Source organism: Ursidibacter sp. B-7004-1 (assembly GCF_053654055.1).
In genome coordinates, this window is the sequence record NZ_JBSIUP010000006.1 from 59,926 (window position 1) to 79,756 (window position 19,831).

At 38.8% G+C, this 19,831-nt stretch carries 16 protein-coding genes, 1 riboswitch and 1 other annotated feature; of the genes, 12 read left to right on the plus strand and 4 right to left on the minus strand.

The features are described 5' to 3' along the window. The first annotated feature begins 87 nt into the window (after window positions 1-87). The 11 genes from ACWIW0_RS03285 (at window position 88) to ribH (ending at window position 11,775) form a co-directional block, all read left to right on the plus strand. Window positions 88-351, plus strand: a complete 264-nt coding sequence (locus tag ACWIW0_RS03285; protein ID WP_454452189.1) for a GrxA family glutaredoxin — start codon at window positions 88-90, stop codon at window positions 349-351. A 151-nt stretch (window positions 352-502) separates the two neighbouring features. Continuing rightward, window positions 503-638 (plus strand) — a sequence feature (His leader region). 59 nt (window positions 639-697) lie between these two features. Then, entirely contained in the window at window positions 698-2,068 is a 1,371-nt protein-coding gene (locus ACWIW0_RS03290; RefSeq protein ID WP_454452206.1) for a Na+/H+ antiporter family protein, read from the plus strand. Between the two features lie 183 nt (window positions 2,069-2,251). Continuing rightward, window positions 2,252-3,847, plus strand: a complete 1,596-nt coding sequence (locus ACWIW0_RS03295; RefSeq protein ID WP_454452190.1) for an ABC transporter substrate-binding protein — start codon at window positions 2,252-2,254, stop codon at window positions 3,845-3,847. A 124-nt stretch (window positions 3,848-3,971) separates the two neighbouring features. Further along, window positions 3,972-4,976, plus strand: a complete 1,005-nt coding sequence (locus ACWIW0_RS03300; protein WP_454446709.1) for an ABC transporter permease subunit — start codon at window positions 3,972-3,974, stop codon at window positions 4,974-4,976. A gap of 18 nt (window positions 4,977-4,994) precedes the next feature. Then, the gene (locus ACWIW0_RS03305; RefSeq protein WP_454446708.1) at window positions 4,995-5,885 is read left to right on the plus strand and encodes an ABC transporter permease subunit; all 891 of its coding nucleotides are present in this window, start codon (window positions 4,995-4,997) and stop codon (window positions 5,883-5,885) included. Window positions 5,886-5,894: 9 nt separating this feature from the next. Beyond that, on the plus strand, window positions 5,895-6,887 hold the full coding sequence (dppD, locus tag ACWIW0_RS03310) for a dipeptide ABC transporter ATP-binding protein (RefSeq protein WP_454452191.1): 993 nt from the start codon (window positions 5,895-5,897) through the stop codon (window positions 6,885-6,887). A 31-nt stretch (window positions 6,888-6,918) separates the two neighbouring features. After that, window positions 6,919-7,899: a peptide ABC transporter ATP-binding protein gene (locus ACWIW0_RS03315; RefSeq protein ID WP_454444073.1), complete on the plus strand. Its 981-nt coding sequence runs from the start codon at window positions 6,919-6,921 to the stop codon at window positions 7,897-7,899. Window positions 7,900-8,014: 115 nt separating this feature from the next. Continuing rightward, window positions 8,015-8,139, plus strand: a riboswitch (FMN riboswitch). Window positions 8,140-8,350: 211 nt separating this feature from the next. Then, window positions 8,351-9,439: a bifunctional diaminohydroxyphosphoribosylaminopyrimidine deaminase/5-amino-6-(5-phosphoribosylamino)uracil reductase RibD gene (gene ribD / locus ACWIW0_RS03320; protein WP_454452192.1), complete on the plus strand. Its 1,089-nt coding sequence runs from the start codon at window positions 8,351-8,353 to the stop codon at window positions 9,437-9,439. Continuing rightward, window positions 9,439-10,083, plus strand: coding sequence for a riboflavin synthase (gene ribE / locus ACWIW0_RS03325; protein ID WP_157394045.1), 645 nt, complete (start codon window positions 9,439-9,441; stop codon window positions 10,081-10,083). The genes ribD and ribE overlap by 1 nt, the downstream gene beginning before the upstream one ends. 2 nt (window positions 10,084-10,085) lie before the next feature. Continuing rightward, a complete protein-coding gene (locus ACWIW0_RS03330) occupies window positions 10,086-11,288 on the plus strand; it encodes a bifunctional 3,4-dihydroxy-2-butanone-4-phosphate synthase/GTP cyclohydrolase II (protein WP_454450141.1) in 1,203 nt (400 codons plus the stop codon). A gap of 25 nt (window positions 11,289-11,313) precedes the next feature. Further along, window positions 11,314-11,775, plus strand: coding sequence for a 6,7-dimethyl-8-ribityllumazine synthase (gene ribH / locus ACWIW0_RS03335; RefSeq protein WP_454452193.1), 462 nt, complete (start codon window positions 11,314-11,316; stop codon window positions 11,773-11,775). 74 nt (window positions 11,776-11,849) lie between these two features. Here ribH and hemA read toward each other — a convergent pair whose 3' ends face one another. Next, window positions 11,850-13,178, minus strand: a complete 1,329-nt coding sequence (gene hemA / locus ACWIW0_RS03340) for a glutamyl-tRNA reductase (RefSeq protein WP_454452194.1) — start codon at window positions 13,176-13,178, stop codon at window positions 11,850-11,852. A gap of 256 nt (window positions 13,179-13,434) precedes the next feature. Between hemA and relA the strand changes: the two genes are divergently transcribed. After that, a complete protein-coding gene (gene relA / locus ACWIW0_RS03345; protein ID WP_454452195.1) occupies window positions 13,435-15,645 on the plus strand; it encodes a GTP diphosphokinase in 2,211 nt (736 codons plus the stop codon). A gap of 165 nt (window positions 15,646-15,810) precedes the next feature. Here the strand turns inward: relA and ACWIW0_RS03350 are convergent, their stop codons facing one another. The 3 genes from ACWIW0_RS03350 to ACWIW0_RS03360 form a co-directional block, all read right to left on the minus strand. Then, window positions 15,811-16,821, minus strand: coding sequence for an ABC transporter ATP-binding protein (locus ACWIW0_RS03350; protein WP_454452196.1), 1,011 nt, complete (start codon window positions 16,819-16,821; stop codon window positions 15,811-15,813). 6 nt (window positions 16,822-16,827) lie between these two features. After that, window positions 16,828-18,480, minus strand: a complete 1,653-nt coding sequence (locus ACWIW0_RS03355) for an ABC transporter permease (protein ID WP_454452197.1) — start codon at window positions 18,478-18,480, stop codon at window positions 16,828-16,830. A gap of 132 nt (window positions 18,481-18,612) precedes the next feature. Further along, entirely contained in the window at window positions 18,613-19,632 is a 1,020-nt protein-coding gene (locus ACWIW0_RS03360; protein ID WP_454452198.1) for a Fe(3+) ABC transporter substrate-binding protein, read from the minus strand. Between the last annotated feature and the right edge of the window lie 199 nt (window positions 19,633-19,831).

Genomic DNA, 19,831 nt, shown 5'->3' on the forward strand with positions numbered 1-19,831 from the left:
TCAAGTAAGCGGTCGCATTTACAGGATTTTTTGCAAAAATCTGTTAAAATCAGACCGCTTATTTATTTAACTCATTGAGAGGATACAATGTTTGTAGAAATTTACGGTCGTTTGACTTGCCCATATTGCACTCGTGCAAAAGCCTTAGCAGAAAAAATGAAAGCGGAATTAACCGATTTTGATTTTGAATTTATTGATATGATTGCACAAAATATTTCAAAGGAAGATTTAGAGCCGCGTGTTGGCAAACCTGTTGCCACCGTTCCACAAATTTTCTTAGATAATCAACACGTTGGTGGTTGTACAGATTTCCAAGCACTTGTAAAAGAAAAGTTTGGTGTTGAGGTTTAATCTCTCTTTATTATGTGGATTTGATATCATAAAGGGAAAATGAAATATTTATTTACAGATGTAAAAAAGAGTTTGCAATTTCATTTTTGCTAGTATATATTCCAAGTCAATTCAAATTAGGAGTCGTTATGAACATCACATTCAAAAAACATCATCATCGCCATTTACCTGAATAATCTTTCGGGCATTTAGCGTGTTCGGAAGAATCTTCCGAGCGAGAAATGTGATTACGATACCTTAAAACCATTTTAAACCCCTCGGAAGGCAGCTTTCGAGGGGTTTTTTGTTAGTCAATTTTTTAACTTAATTTTCAAATTTTAACTTTAACTTAGAGGACAAAACTATGTTGTTATCAAACGAAGTGGTCATCTCAATTGTTGTATTGCTCGCATTAAGTTTAATGCGAATCAATGTGGTAATTGCGTTGATTATTGCAGCCTTAACTTGCGGTATTTTAGGAAATAGTACTGATGGTATGGCATTTGGTGAGGCTTTAAATACGACTGTCAAAACATTTACTGGTGGTTTAGGCGGTGGGGCTGAAACGGCTATGAACTATGCAGTATTAGGGGCATTTGCTGTCGCATTATCTAAATCAGGTGTAACCGATTTATTAGCTTATAAAGTGATTCAATCTTTTGGAAAACGTCCATCAGGTCGCTCCGTATTTTGGTTTAAATATATGGTGCTGTTTACTTTAGTCGCTTTCTCAATGTCATCACAAAACTTAATCCCTGTACACATTGCCTTTATCCCGATTGTTGTTCCACCACTATTAAGCGTAATGAATCAATTAAAAATTGACCGCCGTGCCGTTGCTTGTGCTTTAACTTTTGGTTTAACTGCAACATATATGTTAATTCCTGCTGGTTTTGGTCAAATTTTTATTGAAAATATTTTAGTGAAAAATATCAATCAAGCTGGTGAGGCTTTTGGAATAGTGGCGTCTGTTGCGAGTGTTACTAAAGCAATGGCAATTCCTGTGGCTGGTATGATCTTCGGGTTATTACTCGCAATCTTTGTTACTTACCGTAAACCACGCACTTATGTTGAAACTGCCAAAGCAAAATTAGACGATATTGAAACTCGTGTAGCACAAGTCAAATCTTTCCACATTTGGATCAGTTTAATTGCGATTATTACAACCTGTGTGGTGCAACTTTCAACAAATTCAACGGTATTAGGAGGCTTAATTGGTTTGGTTATCTTCGCATTGGGTGGGGTGTTTAAACTCAAACAGAGTAATGATATTTTCCAAGATGGTTTACGTTTAATGGCAATGATCGGCTTTGTAATGATTGCAGCTTCAGGTTATGCCAATGTTGTTAATTCAACAGGCGGTGTATCAGAATTAGTACAAAGTTTGAAAGGAACTATTGAAACCAAAGAAATGGCGGCATTTTTAATGTTGTTAGTTGGTTTACTGATCACAATGGGAATTGGTTCATCTTTCTCAACTGTGCCAATTATTGCTTCGATCTATGTGCCACTTTGTATCTCTTTTGGTTTCTCACCATTAGCGACTATCTCTATTGTTGGGGTTGCAGCGGCACTTGGCGATGCAGGTTCACCAGCTTCAGATTCAACACTAGGGCCAACATCTGGTTTAAATGCTGATGGTAAACACGATCACATCTGGGATTCTGTTGTTCCAACCTTTATTCACTATAACATTCCGTTATTAGTTTTCGGTTGGATTGCAGCAATGGTGCTGTAATATCAAATATTATTTCAAGCGGTGAGATTAAGAGCAAAATTTGTAAAAAATGAGTGTTATCTCACCGCTTATTTATAAAATGGATAAAAAAAACTATTGCTTTTAATAAAAAAAATTGTATATTCCATTTTGATATAACTTATTTAACATTTTTATAACAACAACCACAATCGGGGTGAAACAATGAAAAAATTAACACAACTCTCACTTATTGCCTTAGCGGTGGCTTCTGGCTCAGCTATGGCAGCTCCTAAAACATTTGTTTATTGTAGTGAGGCATCGCCTTCATACTTAAGCCCAGTGTTAGGTACAGATGGGGCAACACTAGATGCATCTGGTCAGCCAATATTCGATCGCCTAACAGCATTTGAAAATGGTACAACTAATGTAATTCCATCATTAGCAGAAAAATGGGAAATCTCTGAAGATGGTAAAAGTTATGTTTTCTACTTACGTAAAGGGGTTAAATTCCAAAGCAATAAAGAATTTACGCCAAGTCGTGATTTTAATGCTGATGATGTTGTTTTCTCTTTCAATCGTCAGCTTGATCCAACAAATACATACCACAAAGTATCAGGTGGTAACTACGAATACTTCATTGGAATGGATATGCAAAATATTATTTCTAAAGTAGAAAAAGTAGATGACTACACCGTTAAAATTAGCCTAAATGTGCCAAACTCACCATTTTTAGCAAATTTAGCAATGGATTTTGCATCGATCTATTCAGCAGAATATGCGGATAAATTACTTAAAGCAGGCACGCCAGAGAAAATTGATAGCAACCCAATTGGAACAGGGCCTTTTGAATTTGTTTCTTACCAAAAAGATTCTACTGTACGTTATAAAGCCTTTGAAAACTACTGGGGTGGTAAAGCTAAGATTGATCGTTTAGTTTTCTCTATTACGCCTGATGCTTCAGTACGTTATGCTAAGTTGGCGAAAGGTGAGTGCCACGCAATGCCATATCCAAATCCTGCGGATATTGAAAAATTAAAATCTGATTCTGCAATTACATTATTAACTAAACCAGGATTAAACATTGGTTATCTGAATTTCAACGTACAAAAAGCACCTTTTGATAATGTGAAAGTTCGTCAAGCATTGAATTATGCAGTAAATAAAAAAGCGATTGTAGAAGCGGTATATCAAAACGCAGGTCAGGTTGCGAAAAACCCAATTCCACCGACAATGTGGTCTTACAATGAAGATGTTAAAGATTACGAGTATGATCCAGAAAAAGCGAAAGCGTTATTAAAAGAAGCTGGTTTTGAAAAGGGTTTTGAAACAGATCTTTGGGCAATGCCAGTTTCTCGCCCATATAACCCAAATGCTCGCCGTATGGCAGAGCTTGTTCAAGCAGACTGGGAAAAAGTAGGGGTGAAAACAAACATTGTAAGCTACGAATGGGGGGAATATCTTAAACGCCTGCGTGCAGGCGATCACCAAACAGGTATGATGGGCTGGACGGGTGATAATGGTGACCCTGATAACTTCTTAAATACCTTATTAAGCTGTGCGGCAGTAGAATCGGGTTCTAACTATGCAAACTTCTGTTATAAACCATTTAATGATTTAGTGACGCAAGCAGCTCAAGAAACCGATCTAGCGAAACGTACTGAACTGTATAAACAAGCTCAAGTTATTTTTAAAGAGCAAGCACCTTGGATTACTGTTGCACACTCAACAACCTATTTCCCAGTGCGTAAAGATGTGAAAGGCTATGTGGTTAGTCCATTTGGTTTACACAACTTTTATTCTGTGGATTTAGAAAAATAATCAAATAAGCGGTCAGATTTTTCGTTAATTTTGAAAATTAAGGTAGAATGAGACCGCTTGATTTCTTTTGCTATCACAAGATAGCAAAAGAACATTTTTATTTTTTCAAATGAAGAGATGTTGAATGATTCAATTTATTCTTAAACGTATATTGATGGTTATCCCAACTTTTTTGGCGATAACGTTAATTACTTTTGCTTTAGTGCATTTAATTCCGGGGGATCCGATTGAAATTCGGATGGGCGAGCGTGGGTTATCGCCAGAAGTTCATCTACAAATGATGAAACAGCTTGGTTTAGATCTACCGCTATATGAACAGTATTTTAATTATATTAAGGGTGTTTTTCAGGGGGATTTAGGCAACTCTTTCCGCAATAATGAACCTGTATTGAAAGAATTCTTCACTCTTTTTCCTGCCACTGTCGAACTGGCTTTTTTTGCATTACTTTGGTCTTTAGTTTTAGGCATTATATTGGGCGTGATTGCCGCAGTAAAAAAAGAGTCTTGGATTTCTCATACTGTAACATCAATGTCATTAACAGGTTATTCAATGCCTATTTTCTGGTGGGGACTTATTTTAATTCTCTATGTTTCAACCCCACTAGGGTTGCCAGCATCAGGGCGTTTACCCGCAGAGTTTTGGATTGAAGCTGACACTGGTTTTATGTTGATTGATACGTGGAACTCAGACGAACCAGGGGCATTTATAGCCGCCTTAAAATCCCTTGTTCTGCCTGCAATTGTGCTTGGGACAATCCCACTTGCGATCATCACTCGAATGACACGTTCATCAATGTTAGAAGTGTTGGGTGAAGATTATATCCGAACCGCAAAAGCCAAAGGATTAAATACAACTCGTATTGTGATTGTTCACGCTTTGCGTAATGCGTTAATTCCTGTGGTAACAGTGGTAGGGCTAATCGTGGGGCAATTATTATCGGGTGCGGTATTAACTGAAAATATTTTCTCGTGGCCGGGTATCGGTAAATGGATTATTGATGCGATTAACTCACGAGATTACCCTGTATTACAAGGTTCAGTGCTGATTATTGCGACTATTATTATTTTAGTGAATCTAACCGTAGATTTACTTTATGGCGTGGTAAATCCACGAATTCGCCATACTTAATTGATTTTGGAGTAATTGATGTCTAGTGTTGAAGTAACTTCACCTGCTCCCTTAACGCCTTTTCAAGAATTTTGGTACTATTTTCGCCAAAATAAAGGGGCGGTTATCGGGCTGACTTTTATCGCAATCGTATCGTTTGCGTGTATCTTTGCTAATTTTGTTGCTCCGTTTGACCCTATTGAGCAAAACCGTAATGCTTTGCTACTTCCACCAGCGTGGTTTGATGGTGGTAACAGCCAATATTTACTCGGAACAGACGATATCGGGCGTGATATTCTTTCCCGTATTATTTATGGTGCGAGATTATCTATTTTTATCGGCTTATTGATTGTGTTAATGTCTTGCGTGCTTGGCGTCATTCTCGGTCTATTAGCTGGCTACTATGGCGGCACTATTGATATTGTGATTATGCGTTTTGTCGATATTATGTTGGCAATTCCAAGCCTACTATTAACTATCGGAGTTGTCACTATTCTCGGACCTTCGCTTATCAATGCGGCAATTGCGATAGCGGTGGTTTCTATACCAAGCTATGTTCGTTTAACACGAGCTTCTGTGCTAAGTGAAAAAAATCGAGATTATGTTACCGCTTCTCGAGTTGCTGGTGCAGGCGTATGGCGTTTAATGTTCATCGTTATTTTACCTAACTGTTTAGCTCCTTTAATCGTACAAATGACAATGGGGATCTCTAATGCAATCTTAGAGCTTGCAGCACTGGGTTTCTTAGGAATCGGTGCTCAACCACCAACACCAGAACTTGGCACAATGCTGGCGGAATCTCGTGGTTTTATGCAATCGGCAAACTGGTTAGTTACCATTCCAGGATTAGCTATTTTATTGCTTGTGCTTGCTTTCAACCTAATGGGAGATGGCTTGCGTGATGCACTTGATCCAAAATTAAAACAGTAAGGGCAGAAAATGGCATTATTAGAAGTAAAAGAGCTTTCCGTCCACTTCGGTGATCAAAAAACACCATTCAAAGCTGTGGATCGTGTGAGTTATACCATCAATGAAGGCGAAGTATTAGGTATTGTGGGAGAATCAGGATCGGGAAAATCGGTCAGTTCATTAGCTATTATGGGATTGATTGACTACCCTGGACGTGTAATGGCAAATGCTTTACATTTTGATGGCAATGATCTTCTTGCATTAAAACCGAAAGAGAAACAGAAAATCGTAGGTGCAGATGTATCAATGATTTTCCAAGATGCAATGACAAGCCTTAACCCAAGTTATACCGTTGGCTATCAAATTATGGAAGCCTTAAAGGTTCACCAAGGTGGTTCAAAAGCAAGCCGTAGAGCAAGAGCCGTTGAGTTGCTTACAATGGTTGGTATTCCTGATCCTGTTTCTCGTTTAGATGTTTACCCACATCAATTATCAGGGGGAATGAGCCAACGTGTAATGATCGCAATGGCGATTGCCTGCAACCCTAAATTACTGATTGCTGACGAACCAACTACCGCATTAGACGTAACCATTCAAGCACAAATTATTGACTTACTGCTTGAATTACAACGCAAAGAAAATATGGCGTTGATCTTAATTACTCACGATTTGGCACTGGTTGCGGAATCAGCAAATCGCATTATCGTAATGTATGCAGGGCAAGTGGTTGAAGAAGGAAAAGCAGAGCAAATTTTCAAATCGCCGTTGCACCCTTATACACAAGCATTATTAAAAGCCTTACCTGAATTTGCGGAAGGTAAATCACGCTTACAATCACTCCCAGGGGTTGTACCGGGTAAATATGACCGACCACAAGGCTGTTTATTAAACCCACGTTGCCCTTATGCAACGGAGCGTTGTCGCCAAGAAGAACCAGCATTAAGAACACTAAATGGACGACAAGTAAAATGTCATACGCCATTAGGTCTTGACGGCTTACCAAATAAAAACGCTTTCTTATAAGCAGTGAAGAAATTGAGTTGGAATAATAAGTATGCAAAATCTCAATCAAAACGCACCGCTATTAGATGCGGTGGACTTAAAAAAATATTACCCCGTCAAAAAAGGAATGTTTGCCAAACCGAAAATGGTAAAAGCCGTTGATGGTGTATCTTTTACCTTAGAACGTGGGAAAACCTTAGCGATTGTTGGTGAGTCTGGTTGTGGAAAATCAACCTTAGGGCGAATGCTCACAATGATTGAACGCCCAACAGAAGGCGAGCTATTTTATAAAGGGCAGAATTTTCTAGTTAGCGATAGCGAAACAGAAAAATTACGCCGTAAAAAAATTCAGATTGTATTTCAAAACCCTTATGCGTCACTTAATCCGCGTAAGAAAGTCGGAGCAATTTTAGAAGAGCCGTTATTGATCAACACCGACCTTTCAGCACAACAACGCAAAGAGCAAGTGCTAGAAATGATGGCAAAAGTAGGATTAAAACCTGAATTTTACGACCGTTACCCACATATGTTCTCAGGCGGACAACGCCAACGTATCGCCATTGCTCGTGGGCTAATGCTTCGCCCTGATATTGTTGTTGCAGATGAACCTGTTTCAGCACTTGATGTTTCAGTGCGTGCTCAGGTGCTTAACTTGATGATGGATCTCCAAGAGGAAATGGGCTTATCTTATGTGTTCATCTCTCACGATCTGTCTGTGGTAGAACATATTGCCGATGAAGTAATGGTAATGTACCTAGGACGAGTTGTTGAGCAAGGCGAAACCAAGGCGATTTTCAGTAACCCACGTCACCCTTATACTCAAGCACTTCTTTCGGCAACACCACGTTTAGAGCCAGAACACAGGCGTGAACGTATTAAGCTCACAGGTGAACTACCTAGCCCACTCAACCCGCCGAAAGGCTGTGCCTTTCACGCACGTTGTCGCCTTGCAACCGAACGTTGTAAACAAGAACGACCAGAGCTAAAAACCTATCCTGATGGCACAAAAATTGCTTGTTTTATGGTGGAGTAGATACATTTATATAGCCAGTTTTATTATAGAACAATACAAAGAAGTTTATATATTTTTATAAATGTAAGGTTGTGATTGACATCAGTATATTTAAAGTAGAAAATTCGCAACAATTTTTAATCTTCAGGGCAGGGTGAAACTCCCGATCGGCGGTAAAGTCCGCGAGCAGAGGCGAAAGCCAAAGCAGGATTTGGTGAAATTCCAAAACCGACAGTATAGTCTGGATGGAAGAAGAGCAATTTAGATTTAAACACTCGATATTTGTCGAGTGTTTTTGTTGTGCTTGAAAACGCCTTGAGATCTGATGATTTCAAGGCGTTTTCTTTTTATAACACTAAAGCTAACTTAGGTGAGATCACCACTCGTATTGAATAAGCGGGTAGATTTTACCTAAAGTTTGCAACGCTGATCATCTATTCCAAATACCCGCCCTATACACACAATTTACCGAATGAGTCATACAGAATTTATGCAAAAAGCCATTGATTTGGCAAAACAAGGAGTTGGCTGGACAAACCCTAATCCTTTAGTTGGGTGTGTAATTGTCAAGAATGGTGAAGTCATTGCAGAAGGTTATCATACACGTTATGGCGAATGGCACGCAGAGCGTCAAGCTATCTTAAATTGTCAGCAGAACTTAACGGGAGCGACAGCCTACGTTACTTTAGAACCTTGTTGCCATTACGGACGAACGCCACCTTGTTCTGATTTATTAATTGAAAAAGGAATTAAAACGATTGTAATTGGTTCTGCTGATCCAAATCCATTAGTGGCAGGCAAAGGTGTTACTCAATTACGCAACGCAGGTATTGAAGTGATTGAAAACATATTGAGAGAAGAATGTGATGCGTTAAATCCGATTTTCTTTCACTACATTCGCACCCAACGTCCTTATGTTTTGATGAAATATGCAATGACGGCAGATGGGAAAATTGCCACTAGCACTGGAGAATCTAAATGGATCACTAGTGAAACAGCTCGCCAAAGCGTTCAACAAACCCGTCATCAATACAGTGCCATTATGGTGGGGGTAGAAACGGTATTAGCAGACGATCCATTATTAAATTGTCGTATTGAGAATGCCAAACAACCTATTCGAATTATTTGTGATAGCCGGCTCCGTACACCTGTTCAGAGTAAATTAGTTCAAACTGCTAAACAATATCGAACCATCATTGCTACGCTAAATGACAACGAAGATCAACACCTAGCTTACCAAACCTTTGGTGTAGAGATTTTAGTAACCAAATCAGATAACAAGCGGGTTGATTTAAACGATCTTTTGCAAAAATTAGGCAAGCAAGGGATTGATAGTTTATTACTTGAAGGCGGCTCACAACTTAATTTTAGCTTTGTAGAAAAAGGCTTAATTAACCGAGTGCATTGCTATATTGCACCTAAACTACTGGGTGGTATCACAGCTAAAACACCTGTTGGTGGAACAGGCATTCCGCAATTAGCCCAAGCACTTAAATTGAAAACGCCCCAAATTGAAATCGTAGGGCAAGATATTTTATTAGATTTTGAGATAGAAAACTAATGTTTACAGGAATTATTGAAGAAATTGGCGAGATTATCTCAATACGCAAGCAAGGTGATTTTGCACAACTTGCTATTCGTGCCAACCATATTTTACAAGATGTCAAACTCGGCGATAGTATTGCTGTAAATGGAGTTTGCTTAACCGTAACCCAATTTAGCCCAAGCCATTTTTGTGCTGATGTGATGTCTGAAACCCTAGCTCGAACCACTCTAGGCGAATTACAAGCGAATAGTGCAGTAAATTTAGAGCGAGCAATGTCAGCAAATGGACGTTTTGGCGGGCATATTGTTTCTGGTCATATTGATGGTATTGGAAAAATCATTGCCATTACCCCAGCCAATAACTCGGTTTGGTTTAAAATTCAGACCACGCCCGCTATTATGCGTTACATCATTCAAAAAGGCTCAATTACTATTGATGGTATTAGTTTAACTGTCGTGGATTGTGAGCAAGATTATTTTAGTGTATCCATTATTCCTCACACGCTTTCAGAAACGATCTTAGGAATAAAAAAAGTCGGGCAAAAAGTGAATTTAGAGAATGATGTGATCGGCAAATATGTAGAAAAACTTTTGCAGCCTGCATCAAGCTCACCAAGTAGCACAATTACAGAAGAATTTTTAAGGAAAGTAGGATTTTAACAATGTTTCAGTTTTCAACTGTCGAACAAGCCCTTGAAGCATTACGCCAAGGCAAAATTATTTTGGTCTCTGACGATGAAGATCGTGAGAATGAAGGGGATTTTATCTGTGCAGCGGAATTTGCTACACCAGAAAATATCAACTTTATGGCAACTTATGGGAAAGGCTTAATCTGTATGCCGATTTCCCCTGATTTAGCCGATAAACTCTTATTATCACCAATGGTGGTAGAAAATAGTGATAACCATCAGACCGCTTTTACCGTTTCTATCGATCATATTGAAACTACGACGGGTATTTCTGCCGTAGAACGTTCACTCACAGCATTAAAAGTGATTGATGAAAATGCCAAAGCCAGTGATTTCCGCCGCCCTGGACATATGTTCCCACTTGTTGCTAAACAAGGTGGCGTATTAGTTCGTAATGGACACACAGAAGCAACGGTCGATCTCGCACGTCTTGCAGGGTTAAAACCTGCGGGATTATGTTGTGAGATTATGGCAGAAGATGGCACTATGATGCAGATGCCAGAATTACAAGCCTTTGCAACAAAACATCAAATGCCATTTATCACTATTGCACAATTACAGGCTTATCGTAGAGAGAAAGATCGTCTTGTTGAAGCGGTTTCTATCGTTAAAATGCCAACAAAATATGGTGAATTTACTGCACATAGTTTTGTTGAAACTTTAACGGGTAAAGAACACGTTGCCTTAGTTAAAGGCGATATTGGTAACGGTGAAGATGTATTGTGTCGTATTCATTCCGAATGTTTAACAGGCGATGCTTTTGGCTCTCAACGTTGCGATTGTGGACAACAATTTGCTGCCGCAATGACACAAATTGAGAAAGAAGGGCGTGGTGTATTACTTTACTTACGCCAAGAAGGGCGTGGTATTGGTTTAATCAATAAACTTCGAGCCTATGAATTACAAGATAAAGGAATGGATACCGTAGAAGCGAACTTAGCGTTAGGCTTTGGCGATGATGAACGTGAATATGATATTGGTGCACAAATGTTTCGTCATTTAGGTGTGAAAACCATCCGCTTGCTTACGAATAATCCAGCTAAAATTGAAGGTTTGCAACAACTTGGCTTAACGATTACGGCAAGAGAGCCGATACAAGTTGAGCCAAATCAGCACGACTTAGACTATCTCAAAGTAAAGCAACAAAAAATGCGTCACTTATTTAATTTCAACTAATTTAACCAACATAGAGGATATAAAAATGGCAAAAATTGAAGGAAACTTGGTTGCCACAGGTTTAAAATTCGGCATCGTATGCGGTCGTTTCAATGATTTTATCAATGATAAGTTACTCAGTGGTGCAACAGATACATTGCTACGTCACGGTGCATTAGCAGAAGATATTGACACTGCTTGGGTTCCTGGTGCATTTGAAATTCCCCTTGTCGCAAAGAAAATGGCGGAAAGTGGACGCTATGATGCGATCATTTGTATCGGCACAGTGATTCGTGGTTCAACGACTCATTATGATTATGTGTGTAATGAAGCAGCTAAAGGGATTGGTGCTATTACATTACAAACAGGTATCCCAGTAATGTTTGGTGTATTAACTACCGAAAATATTGAACAAGCTATTGAGCGAGCAGGCACAAAAGCGGGCAATAAAGGTGCGGAATGTGCTTTAGGTGCAATCGAAATGGCGAATTTATTAAAGCAGATTTAATAAGATTAGGTTCTTTATATAGCCATCAAATTTTAGAATTATGTATGAATGCTAGGATGTTTGTTCTAGCATTTTTATTTGGTGTAGGCAGATTGATCTTGATCTAATTTTAGAGCCTGAGAAAAACTCTGTAAGGCTTTCGCATTACCATTTTTTGCCATTGATTGTAATGCTTGAGTTGGAACGTGTAACAGCTGATTTGTTAATTTATAACTTAATTCATTTAAGACTTTCTCACTCTCTTGCCCTTGTTGTAGAGCATTAAGGGCTTTTTCCAACAGTTCCAAACGGATACTTTCGGCACTCTGGCGGTAATGTTTAATTAAATTACTTGATTGTTGCTGTTTTAACCACGCAAAGAAATCTTTCGCTTCTTCACGAACGATCTCTCTAGCTTGTTCTGCGGCTTGCTGGCGTTGAGCAAGGTTTTGCTGAATAATATTTTGCAGATCATCGACACTATAAGCATAAACGCCATCAAGCTCCCCTGCTGTTTCGTCAATATCACGCGGTACAGCAATATCAATCAACAACATTGGGTCAAAATGACGGGCTTTTTGGGCTTTTTCTACCATTGCTTGTGTAATGAGTACATCAGGACTACCCGTTGAACTAATTACCACATCTGCTTGGTTCAAACCGAGTTGTAATGCACTAAGCGAAAGAATTTGCATCGGTGTATTCAGTTTCTCTGCCAACATTTCAGCTCGAATATGGGTTCGATTTGCCACCATAATATTTTTCGCCCCGTGCTGAACTAAATAACGTGCAACAAGCTCAATCGTTTCGCCTGCACCGACTAATAAAAAGCGTAGCTGACTAAAACTATCAAAAATTTGACGAGCTAACCCACAAGCCGCATAAGCCACCGATACGGCACTTGCACCAATTTCCGTTTCAGAACGAACACGTTTAGCCGTTGCAAAGGTTTTTTGGAATAGGCGAGAGAGATTTGTTGAAACCGTTTTACCTTGCTTTTGGTAGAAAATTTCACTCTCTTGAAATGCTTGTTTCACTTGCCCGAGAATTTGTGGCTCGCCCAAAATCAATGAATCTAATCCACAAGCCACACTCATCAAATGACAAGCTGCATCCATATTTTGTTTAAAATAAATACATTGCTGCAATTCCGAATGTTCTAATTGATGAATATCAGCAAACCATTCAAAACATTGCTCTCGCCACGCTAAATTTTCAGGATGATCTTCTTGTGGTGGAACGTCAGGTTGATGAAAATAAAGCTCTGTACGGTTACAAGTAGAAAGAATAACAACACTTTCAGCAAGATTTCGAGCTTGAATTTGTTCAAAAGCAAGCTGGCGTTTAGGCTCGACAAATGCCACTTTTTCACGCAAGCCGACAGATGCCGTTTTATGATTGATGCCTAGTGCTAAAATTGTCATTGCTACCCACAGGAAAATAAAAAGTAAAAGCGTTGTTGCTTAAATGTAAAGGTGGCTATTCTAATCAATCGGCTATATTGGTGCAAATAATTGTCTTGATAGGTTTGATTTATAACAAATGTTACCAACCCAAATGGTTAAACAAGCGGTCCGATCAGCTGAAAATTTTACAAAAAGCGAAAATAAGCAAAACTTTGGAGCGAATTAGGGCTATAATACTCCGTAATTTCTATTCGGGGTTTTCAGGAGCGTTTCTATGGTTGCGATTCGTCATTCTCATCTACTTGATCCAAATAATTTTGAGTTGGCTAGCTGGAGTGCTGGGTTGCAAATGTCGCTGATCACCTTTGAAGAATTGCTGATTGCGTGGCGATATGCTCAAGAAAAATTAGATACCGAACAATTCCATTTGATGTGGTATGGAATTGAGATGGTAGAAATTTTACATAGCTTAAATATGGACGATGATAGCTTAGTCGCTGCCTTACTTTTCCCTCTTGTTAAACACAATATTGTCGATCTTGCTCAAGTAAAAGAAGATTTCAGCAATGCAGTCAAAAATCTAGTTAAAGGCGTATTGGAAATGGATAACATTCGCCAACTCAATGCAAGCCACGCCTCTGACGTTCAAATTGATAACATTCGCCGAATGTTACTTGCAATGGTAGATGATTTCCGCTGTGTTGTTATTAAACTTGCCGAACGTATTGTATTTTTGCGTGATGTTGATCGCCGTAGCGAAGAAGATTTAGTTTTAGCCGCAAAAGAGTGCTCGCACATTTATGCCCCTCTTGCTAATCGTTTAGGGATTGGACAGTTAAAATGGGAGCTAGAAGATTATTGTTTCCGAGCCTTACACCCACAAACTTATCGCCAAATTGCCAAGTATGATCTCGCTGAACGCCGTTTAGATCGAGAACAGTATATTGCAAAATTTGTCGCCGATCTCACCGCTTCACTACACGAAGAATTAACGGAAGTTCAGGTTTATGGGCGTCCTAAACATATTTATAGCATCTGGAAGAAGATGCAGAAAAAGAATTTAAAATTCAATCAGTTATTTGATATTCGAGCAGTGCGGATTATTGTTCCAACCCTTGAGGATTGCTACACCGCCTTAGGTATTGTTCATACACAGTACAAACACTTACCTGAGCATTTTGATGATTATATTTCAAACCCTAAACCTAATGGCTACCAATCGTTACATACTGTGGTGCTAGGTGATGGCGATAAAGCGATTGAAGTCCAAATTCGTACACAAAAAATGCACGATGATGCAGAGCTAGGCGTTGCTGCTCACTGGAAATATAAAGAAGGAGCTAGTGCAGGTCGAGCAGGTTATGAAGAGAAAATTGTCTGGTTGCGTAAACTATTAGATTGGCAGAAAGATATTGCCGATGCAGGTGATGTAGTTGATGAAATGCGTTCTCAAGTCTTTGATGATCGTGTGTATGTCTTTACGCCAAAAGGGGAAGTCGTTGATTTACCGAAAGGGGCAACGCCTCTTGATTTTGCCTACTCAATCCATAGCGAAATCGGTCATCGTTGTATTGGGGCGAAAGTTGCAGGGCGGATTGTGCCATTTACTTACTTATTACAAATGGGCGATCAAGTTGAGATCATCACACAGAAAAATCCAAACCCAAGCCGAGATTGGCTAAATCCAAACCAAGGCTTTGTGAACACGCCACGAGCAAGATCCAAAATTATTGCTTGGTTTAAAAAACTGGATAGAGAAAAAAATATACCGCTAGGCAAAGATGCTTTAGAAGCAGAAATGGCAAAATTCGGTTTTACCCAAAAACAGATCGAAGAATATGCTCTACCACGCTATAACTTAAAGCAGGTTGATGATCTCTATGCGGGTATTGGTGGCGGAGATATTCGCTTAAATACGCTAATGCACTATTTGCAGAGTAAGTTGATAAAAACCACGGCGGAACAAGCTGATGAAGCGATCTTAAAACAAGTAGCTCACAAAGCCCAAAATAGCCAACCAAAACAAAGTAAGAATGGATTTGTTGTGGTGGAAGGTGTCGGTAACCTAATGCACCATATCGCACGTTGCTGCCAGCCTATTCCTGGCGATGAAATTGTTGGCTACATTACGCAAGGACGGGGAATTTCTATTCACCGCATTGATTGTGAGCAACTGTATGAATTACAAAGTAGTAATCCAGAGCGTGTAGTCGATGCTGAATGGGGCGAAACCTACTCATCTGGTTTTAGCTTAATTATTCGAGTAATTGCGAATGATCGAAACGGTTTACTGCGAGATGTTAGCGGTATTATGGCAAACGAAAAAGTGAATGTATTAGGCGTTTCAAGCCGTACAGATACCAAACGTAGTATTGCGACTATTGATATCGAAGTAGAGCTAAACAACATTCAAATGTTAAGTAAACTGTTAGCTCGAATTGTACAACTCGATGATGTACTTGAAGCGAAAAGGTTATCAAACTAGCTTTTTAGTTTTGCACCAGCATTCACACTGGTGCTTTATTTTCCTGTAAGCAGTGAGTGATACCACACTTTTTCTATTATACCTGTTCCTTATACAAGGGGCATATTGCGTGTATCTGTTTAGTAAATACAACAAATTAGGGACTACTATTGTCTGGTTAGTGTATTAAAACAGCACCAATTCTCTTACTTTAAAACCAACTGAAACAGTTGAGTTGAGAGCAAGATCAGCCGTTTGGTAAGCGGTGAGTTCAACATTATTGATTGCAATTTGATAACGGTAAAATTGCCCCAAGAACAGCTTATCAACGACAATTCCTTTCCCGTCTGACTCTGGTTTAATCACCAATTGTTCAGGGCGTAGTAGCCACTGATACTCCCCGCTAGTATATTCACTATCGGGGAATAAGTTATAGTCACCAATTGGGCTACTTAATATATTTTCCGTCGAAACCTGACAGCTTAAATAATTCGTTCCCCCTAAGAAATCGGCTACAAATTTATTCACTGGCGAATGATAAAGTGCCATTGGTGTACCGAATTGAACAATCTTACCTTGATCCATTACCGCAATTTTATCCGCAAACGCAAAGGCCTCTTCTTTGCTGTGGGTAACAAAAATCGCAGGTACTTTTTGGCTTTTTAAAATCTGTTTGATTTCTTGGATCATCTCATAACGAGTTTGGCTATCTATATTTGAAAAAGGCTCATCAAGTAATAATAGCTGAGGCTTACAAGCTAACGCACGAGCAATGGCAATACGTTGTTGCTGACCGCCCGATAATTCGTGAGGAAAACGATGTTCAAAACCTTGTAGTTTCACCACCGCTAACATCTGCTGGGTAATCGCTTGCTGTTCCGCTTTAGGTAATTTGCTTAAACCAAATTGAATGTTATCTTCCACATTCAAATGGGGAAAAAGGGCATAATCTTGGAAAATTAAACCAATTTTACGTTCTTCAACTGCTTTATGTTGCAAATCTTCCCCAGCCAAAAAAACCGATCCTTGATGAATAGGCAATAAACCTGCAATGGCTTTGAGTAGTGTTGTTTTGCCACAACCACTTGCCCCTAATAAACAGACAATTTCATTCTCTTGTAGCTCTAAGTTCAGTGATTTTAACACTGATGTCTGCTCAAATTGACAGCTAAGTTGTTGAATATCGAGTAGTTTCATTATGAATTATCGCTCTTTTTGAGATTGTGAAATTAACGAACGGGTTAGCCAAATAACAGGAATTAACCCAACAAGCACTAATACAATTGCTGGCAATGCCGCTCGTTCAAGTTGCTCGTCCGATGTAAAAGTAAAAACGTGGGTGGCAAGCGTATCAAAATTAAAAGGACGAAGTAACAATGACGCATTTAACTCTTTCATACTTTCAATAAACACCATCAATGCCGCTGTAATAATCCCTTTTGAAATCAATGGAATATGAATTTTCTTAAACATTACTACACCATTTTTACCCATTGTTTGGCTTGCCATATCCAAAGACGGTGAAATTCGCCCAAGAGATGTTTCAAGACTACCAATCGCCATTGCTAAAAAGCGGATTGTATAAGCCAATACCAAAGCAAAAAGTGAACCAGAGAAAATTAACCCCACAGGCGATAATTCCAATGATTTTAATAATGCGTGTAATTGATGATCGGCAAATGTTAAAGGTGAAAGTAAACCGATTGCCAGTACTGTACCAGGGATTGCATAGCCTAATGAAGAAACCTGCAAAGATAAGCGGGTTGTTTTTAACCAAAATTTGCTATTGAGCGAGAGGCGATGAGCAAAATGCAACAATAAGGCAATCGCTACGGTAACCGCAGAGGCAATCAACGATACTTTCAAGCTATTTAAAGCAAATTGCACAAAATCTAAATTCCAAGATTGTTCAAAATAATCGTAAGCCCAGTAAAGTAGCCGCCCTAATGGAATAAAAAATGCCATAGCAAGCAATCCCCAGCACCAACAGTATGCTAGGTATAATTTCCAGCCTGTTAATCGTTTAAAAGCACTTTTCTTCTCATAACCACGTTGATAACTCTTCTGTTTACGGCGGCTGTATTGTTCTAAAGTGATAAACAAGAAGATCATCAATAACATAAAAATCGAAATTCGGCTTGCTGTGCCTAAGTCGTGAAAACCTAGCCAAGAATCATAAATAGCAGTAGTTAAAGTTGGAACAGCAAAATAAGAGACTGTTCCAAAATCACCTAATGTTTCCATTGCGACTAATGCCATTCCGACCGCAATAGCAGGACGAATGAGAGGAAAGGTAATTCGGCGGAAAATTTGGCTTGGAGTAGCACCTAGCATTTTAGCACTATGAGTTAAATTTTCTGATTGCTCGAGTAACGCAACACGAGCTAATAGAAAAATATAAGGATAAAGCACTAAAGCGAGTACGAAACAAGCACCGTAAAGGGTGCGGATTTTAGGAAACCAATAATCTTGCGGTGTACTCCAGCCAAATAAGTTTCGTAACATTTCTTGGAATGCACCTGAGTAATCAAGTAAATCCGTATAAAGAAAAGCAATTAAATAGGCTGGCATTGCTAAAGGTAAACACAATAACCACTGTAATGTTTTCTGTCCGAAAAATTGGTAATTTGCCACAATCCACGCTGATGGTAAGGCAAATAGGAGAGAAAGTAAGACTGTACCTATCACTAACAAACTGGAGTTAGTAACATAGCTCCCAAGCATTGTATTCCATAAATGCGTGAGATTTTCCATTTCACCGTCAAATGCGTGATAAGCAATAGCTAGCAACGGGAGTAATACAATCAAAGTGGCAAATACAGCGGTATTTTGCCACGCTAAAAAACGATTTTTCATTCCGAAAAAGGCTCTTTTTAAAATGTAATTGGACGCCCGAGAGCGTCCAGATTATTCACTAGCGGTAAGATTTATCTCATTTTTTGCAAAAAATCATTCCATTCTGACCGCTATCATACTTGGTTAAATGAATTATTTAACGTCGTCAAATTTCACTTCATCAACTAATTTTAAAGCTTTTTCGTAGTTTTTCGCAATATCTTCAAGTTTGATTGCGTCTGCTGAATATTCGCCCCAGCCTTTAACTAATTTAGACGGTGAAACACCTTCTTTTACTGGATATTCGTGGTTTAATTCTGCATAAAGTTGTTGAGCTTTATCACCACTTAAATATTCAACTAATTTCACTGCATTTGCTTTGTTCGGAGAATGTTTTGCCACAGCCACAGCACTGATGTTGAAGTGAGTACCGTATTGACCTTGTGGGAAGTTGATAATAGCTGATTCAGCCCACGATTTTTGTTTATCATCTTCTAACATTTTACCGTAGTAGTAGCTGTTACCTAATGCATAATCACAGATACCTTCTTTGATGGCTTTAACTTGATCACGGTCGCCACCTTGTGGTTTTTGTGCAAGATTTGCTTTTAAACCTTCTAAGAATTTTTTGGTTCTTTCTTCACCGTAATGTTCGATCATTGAAGCAAAGAGAGAAACGTTGTAAGAGTTTTTACCAGAACGAACACAAACTTTACCTTTGTATTCTGGTTTTGCTAAATCCAAATAATCGAAACCTGCTGGTAATTTACCTACACGATCTTTTGATGTGTAGATGACACGAGCACGTTTTGTTAAACCAAACCATTCATCGTTAGAATCGCGGAATTGTGCAGGAATATTTTTCTCTAATACTTTAGAATCCACTTTTTGTGCTAAGCCTGCGTTTACAATTTCCATCACACGACTAATATCAACAGTTAAAAGTACATCTGCAGGGCTTAATTCACCTTCTTGTTTTACACGATCCACTAACCCTTTATCTGCAAAGATCACATTTACTTTAATGCCTGTATTTTTTTCAAAATCCTTCAGCATCGGCTCAATTAAGTATGGCTGACGATAAGAGTAAACATTGACTTCATTGGCTGCAACAGCTGAAGTTGAAACAAATGCAGAAACGGCTAATGCCACAGTAGAAAGTACTTTTTTCATAAAAAATCCTCTTTTGTGAGATAAATGCCCCAAAAACTTCAGGGGGTGAACGTAAAGTAGTCTAAATTTATCTAAGATCAAAGTCAATGATAACTGTTTTTATTTACAAATTTAAAAAATTCTCAAAATCCACTTCATTCAATCGTATTTTTTGCAAAATTTACTGAGTAACTCTCCGCTTATTGATAATTTTGTTGTT

Excerpts from the sequence above, each read along its gene's own strand:
- ACWIW0_RS03285 (WP_454452189.1), top strand. The coding sequence starts at position 88 with ATGTTTGTAGAAATTTACGGTCGTTTGACTTGCCCATATTGCACTCGT.
- ACWIW0_RS03295 (WP_454452190.1), top strand. The coding sequence starts at position 2,252 with ATGAAAAAATTAACACAACTCTCACTTATTGCCTTAGCGGTGGCTTCT.
- ACWIW0_RS03300 (WP_454446709.1), top strand. The coding sequence starts at position 3,972 with ATGATTCAATTTATTCTTAAACGTATATTGATGGTTATCCCAACTTTT.
- ACWIW0_RS03305 (WP_454446708.1), top strand. The coding sequence starts at position 4,995 with ATGTCTAGTGTTGAAGTAACTTCACCTGCTCCCTTAACGCCTTTTCAA.
- dppD (WP_454452191.1), top strand. The coding sequence starts at position 5,895 with ATGGCATTATTAGAAGTAAAAGAGCTTTCCGTCCACTTCGGTGATCAA.
- ACWIW0_RS03315 (WP_454444073.1), top strand. The coding sequence starts at position 6,919 with ATGCAAAATCTCAATCAAAACGCACCGCTATTAGATGCGGTGGACTTA.
- ribD (WP_454452192.1), top strand. The coding sequence starts at position 8,351 with ATGAGTCATACAGAATTTATGCAAAAAGCCATTGATTTGGCAAAACAA.
- ribE (WP_157394045.1), top strand. The coding sequence starts at position 9,439 with ATGTTTACAGGAATTATTGAAGAAATTGGCGAGATTATCTCAATACGC.
- ACWIW0_RS03330 (WP_454450141.1), top strand. The coding sequence starts at position 10,086 with ATGTTTCAGTTTTCAACTGTCGAACAAGCCCTTGAAGCATTACGCCAA.
- ribH (WP_454452193.1), top strand. The coding sequence starts at position 11,314 with ATGGCAAAAATTGAAGGAAACTTGGTTGCCACAGGTTTAAAATTCGGC.
- hemA (WP_454452194.1), bottom strand. The coding sequence starts at position 13,178 with ATGACAATTTTAGCACTAGGCATCAATCATAAAACGGCATCTGTCGGC.
- relA (WP_454452195.1), top strand. The coding sequence starts at position 13,435 with ATGGTTGCGATTCGTCATTCTCATCTACTTGATCCAAATAATTTTGAG.
- ACWIW0_RS03350 (WP_454452196.1), bottom strand. The coding sequence starts at position 16,821 with ATGAAACTACTCGATATTCAACAACTTAGCTGTCAATTTGAGCAGACA.
- ACWIW0_RS03355 (WP_454452197.1), bottom strand. The coding sequence starts at position 18,480 with ATGAAAAATCGTTTTTTAGCGTGGCAAAATACCGCTGTATTTGCCACT.
- ACWIW0_RS03360 (WP_454452198.1), bottom strand. The coding sequence starts at position 19,632 with ATGAAAAAAGTACTTTCTACTGTGGCATTAGCCGTTTCTGCATTTGTT.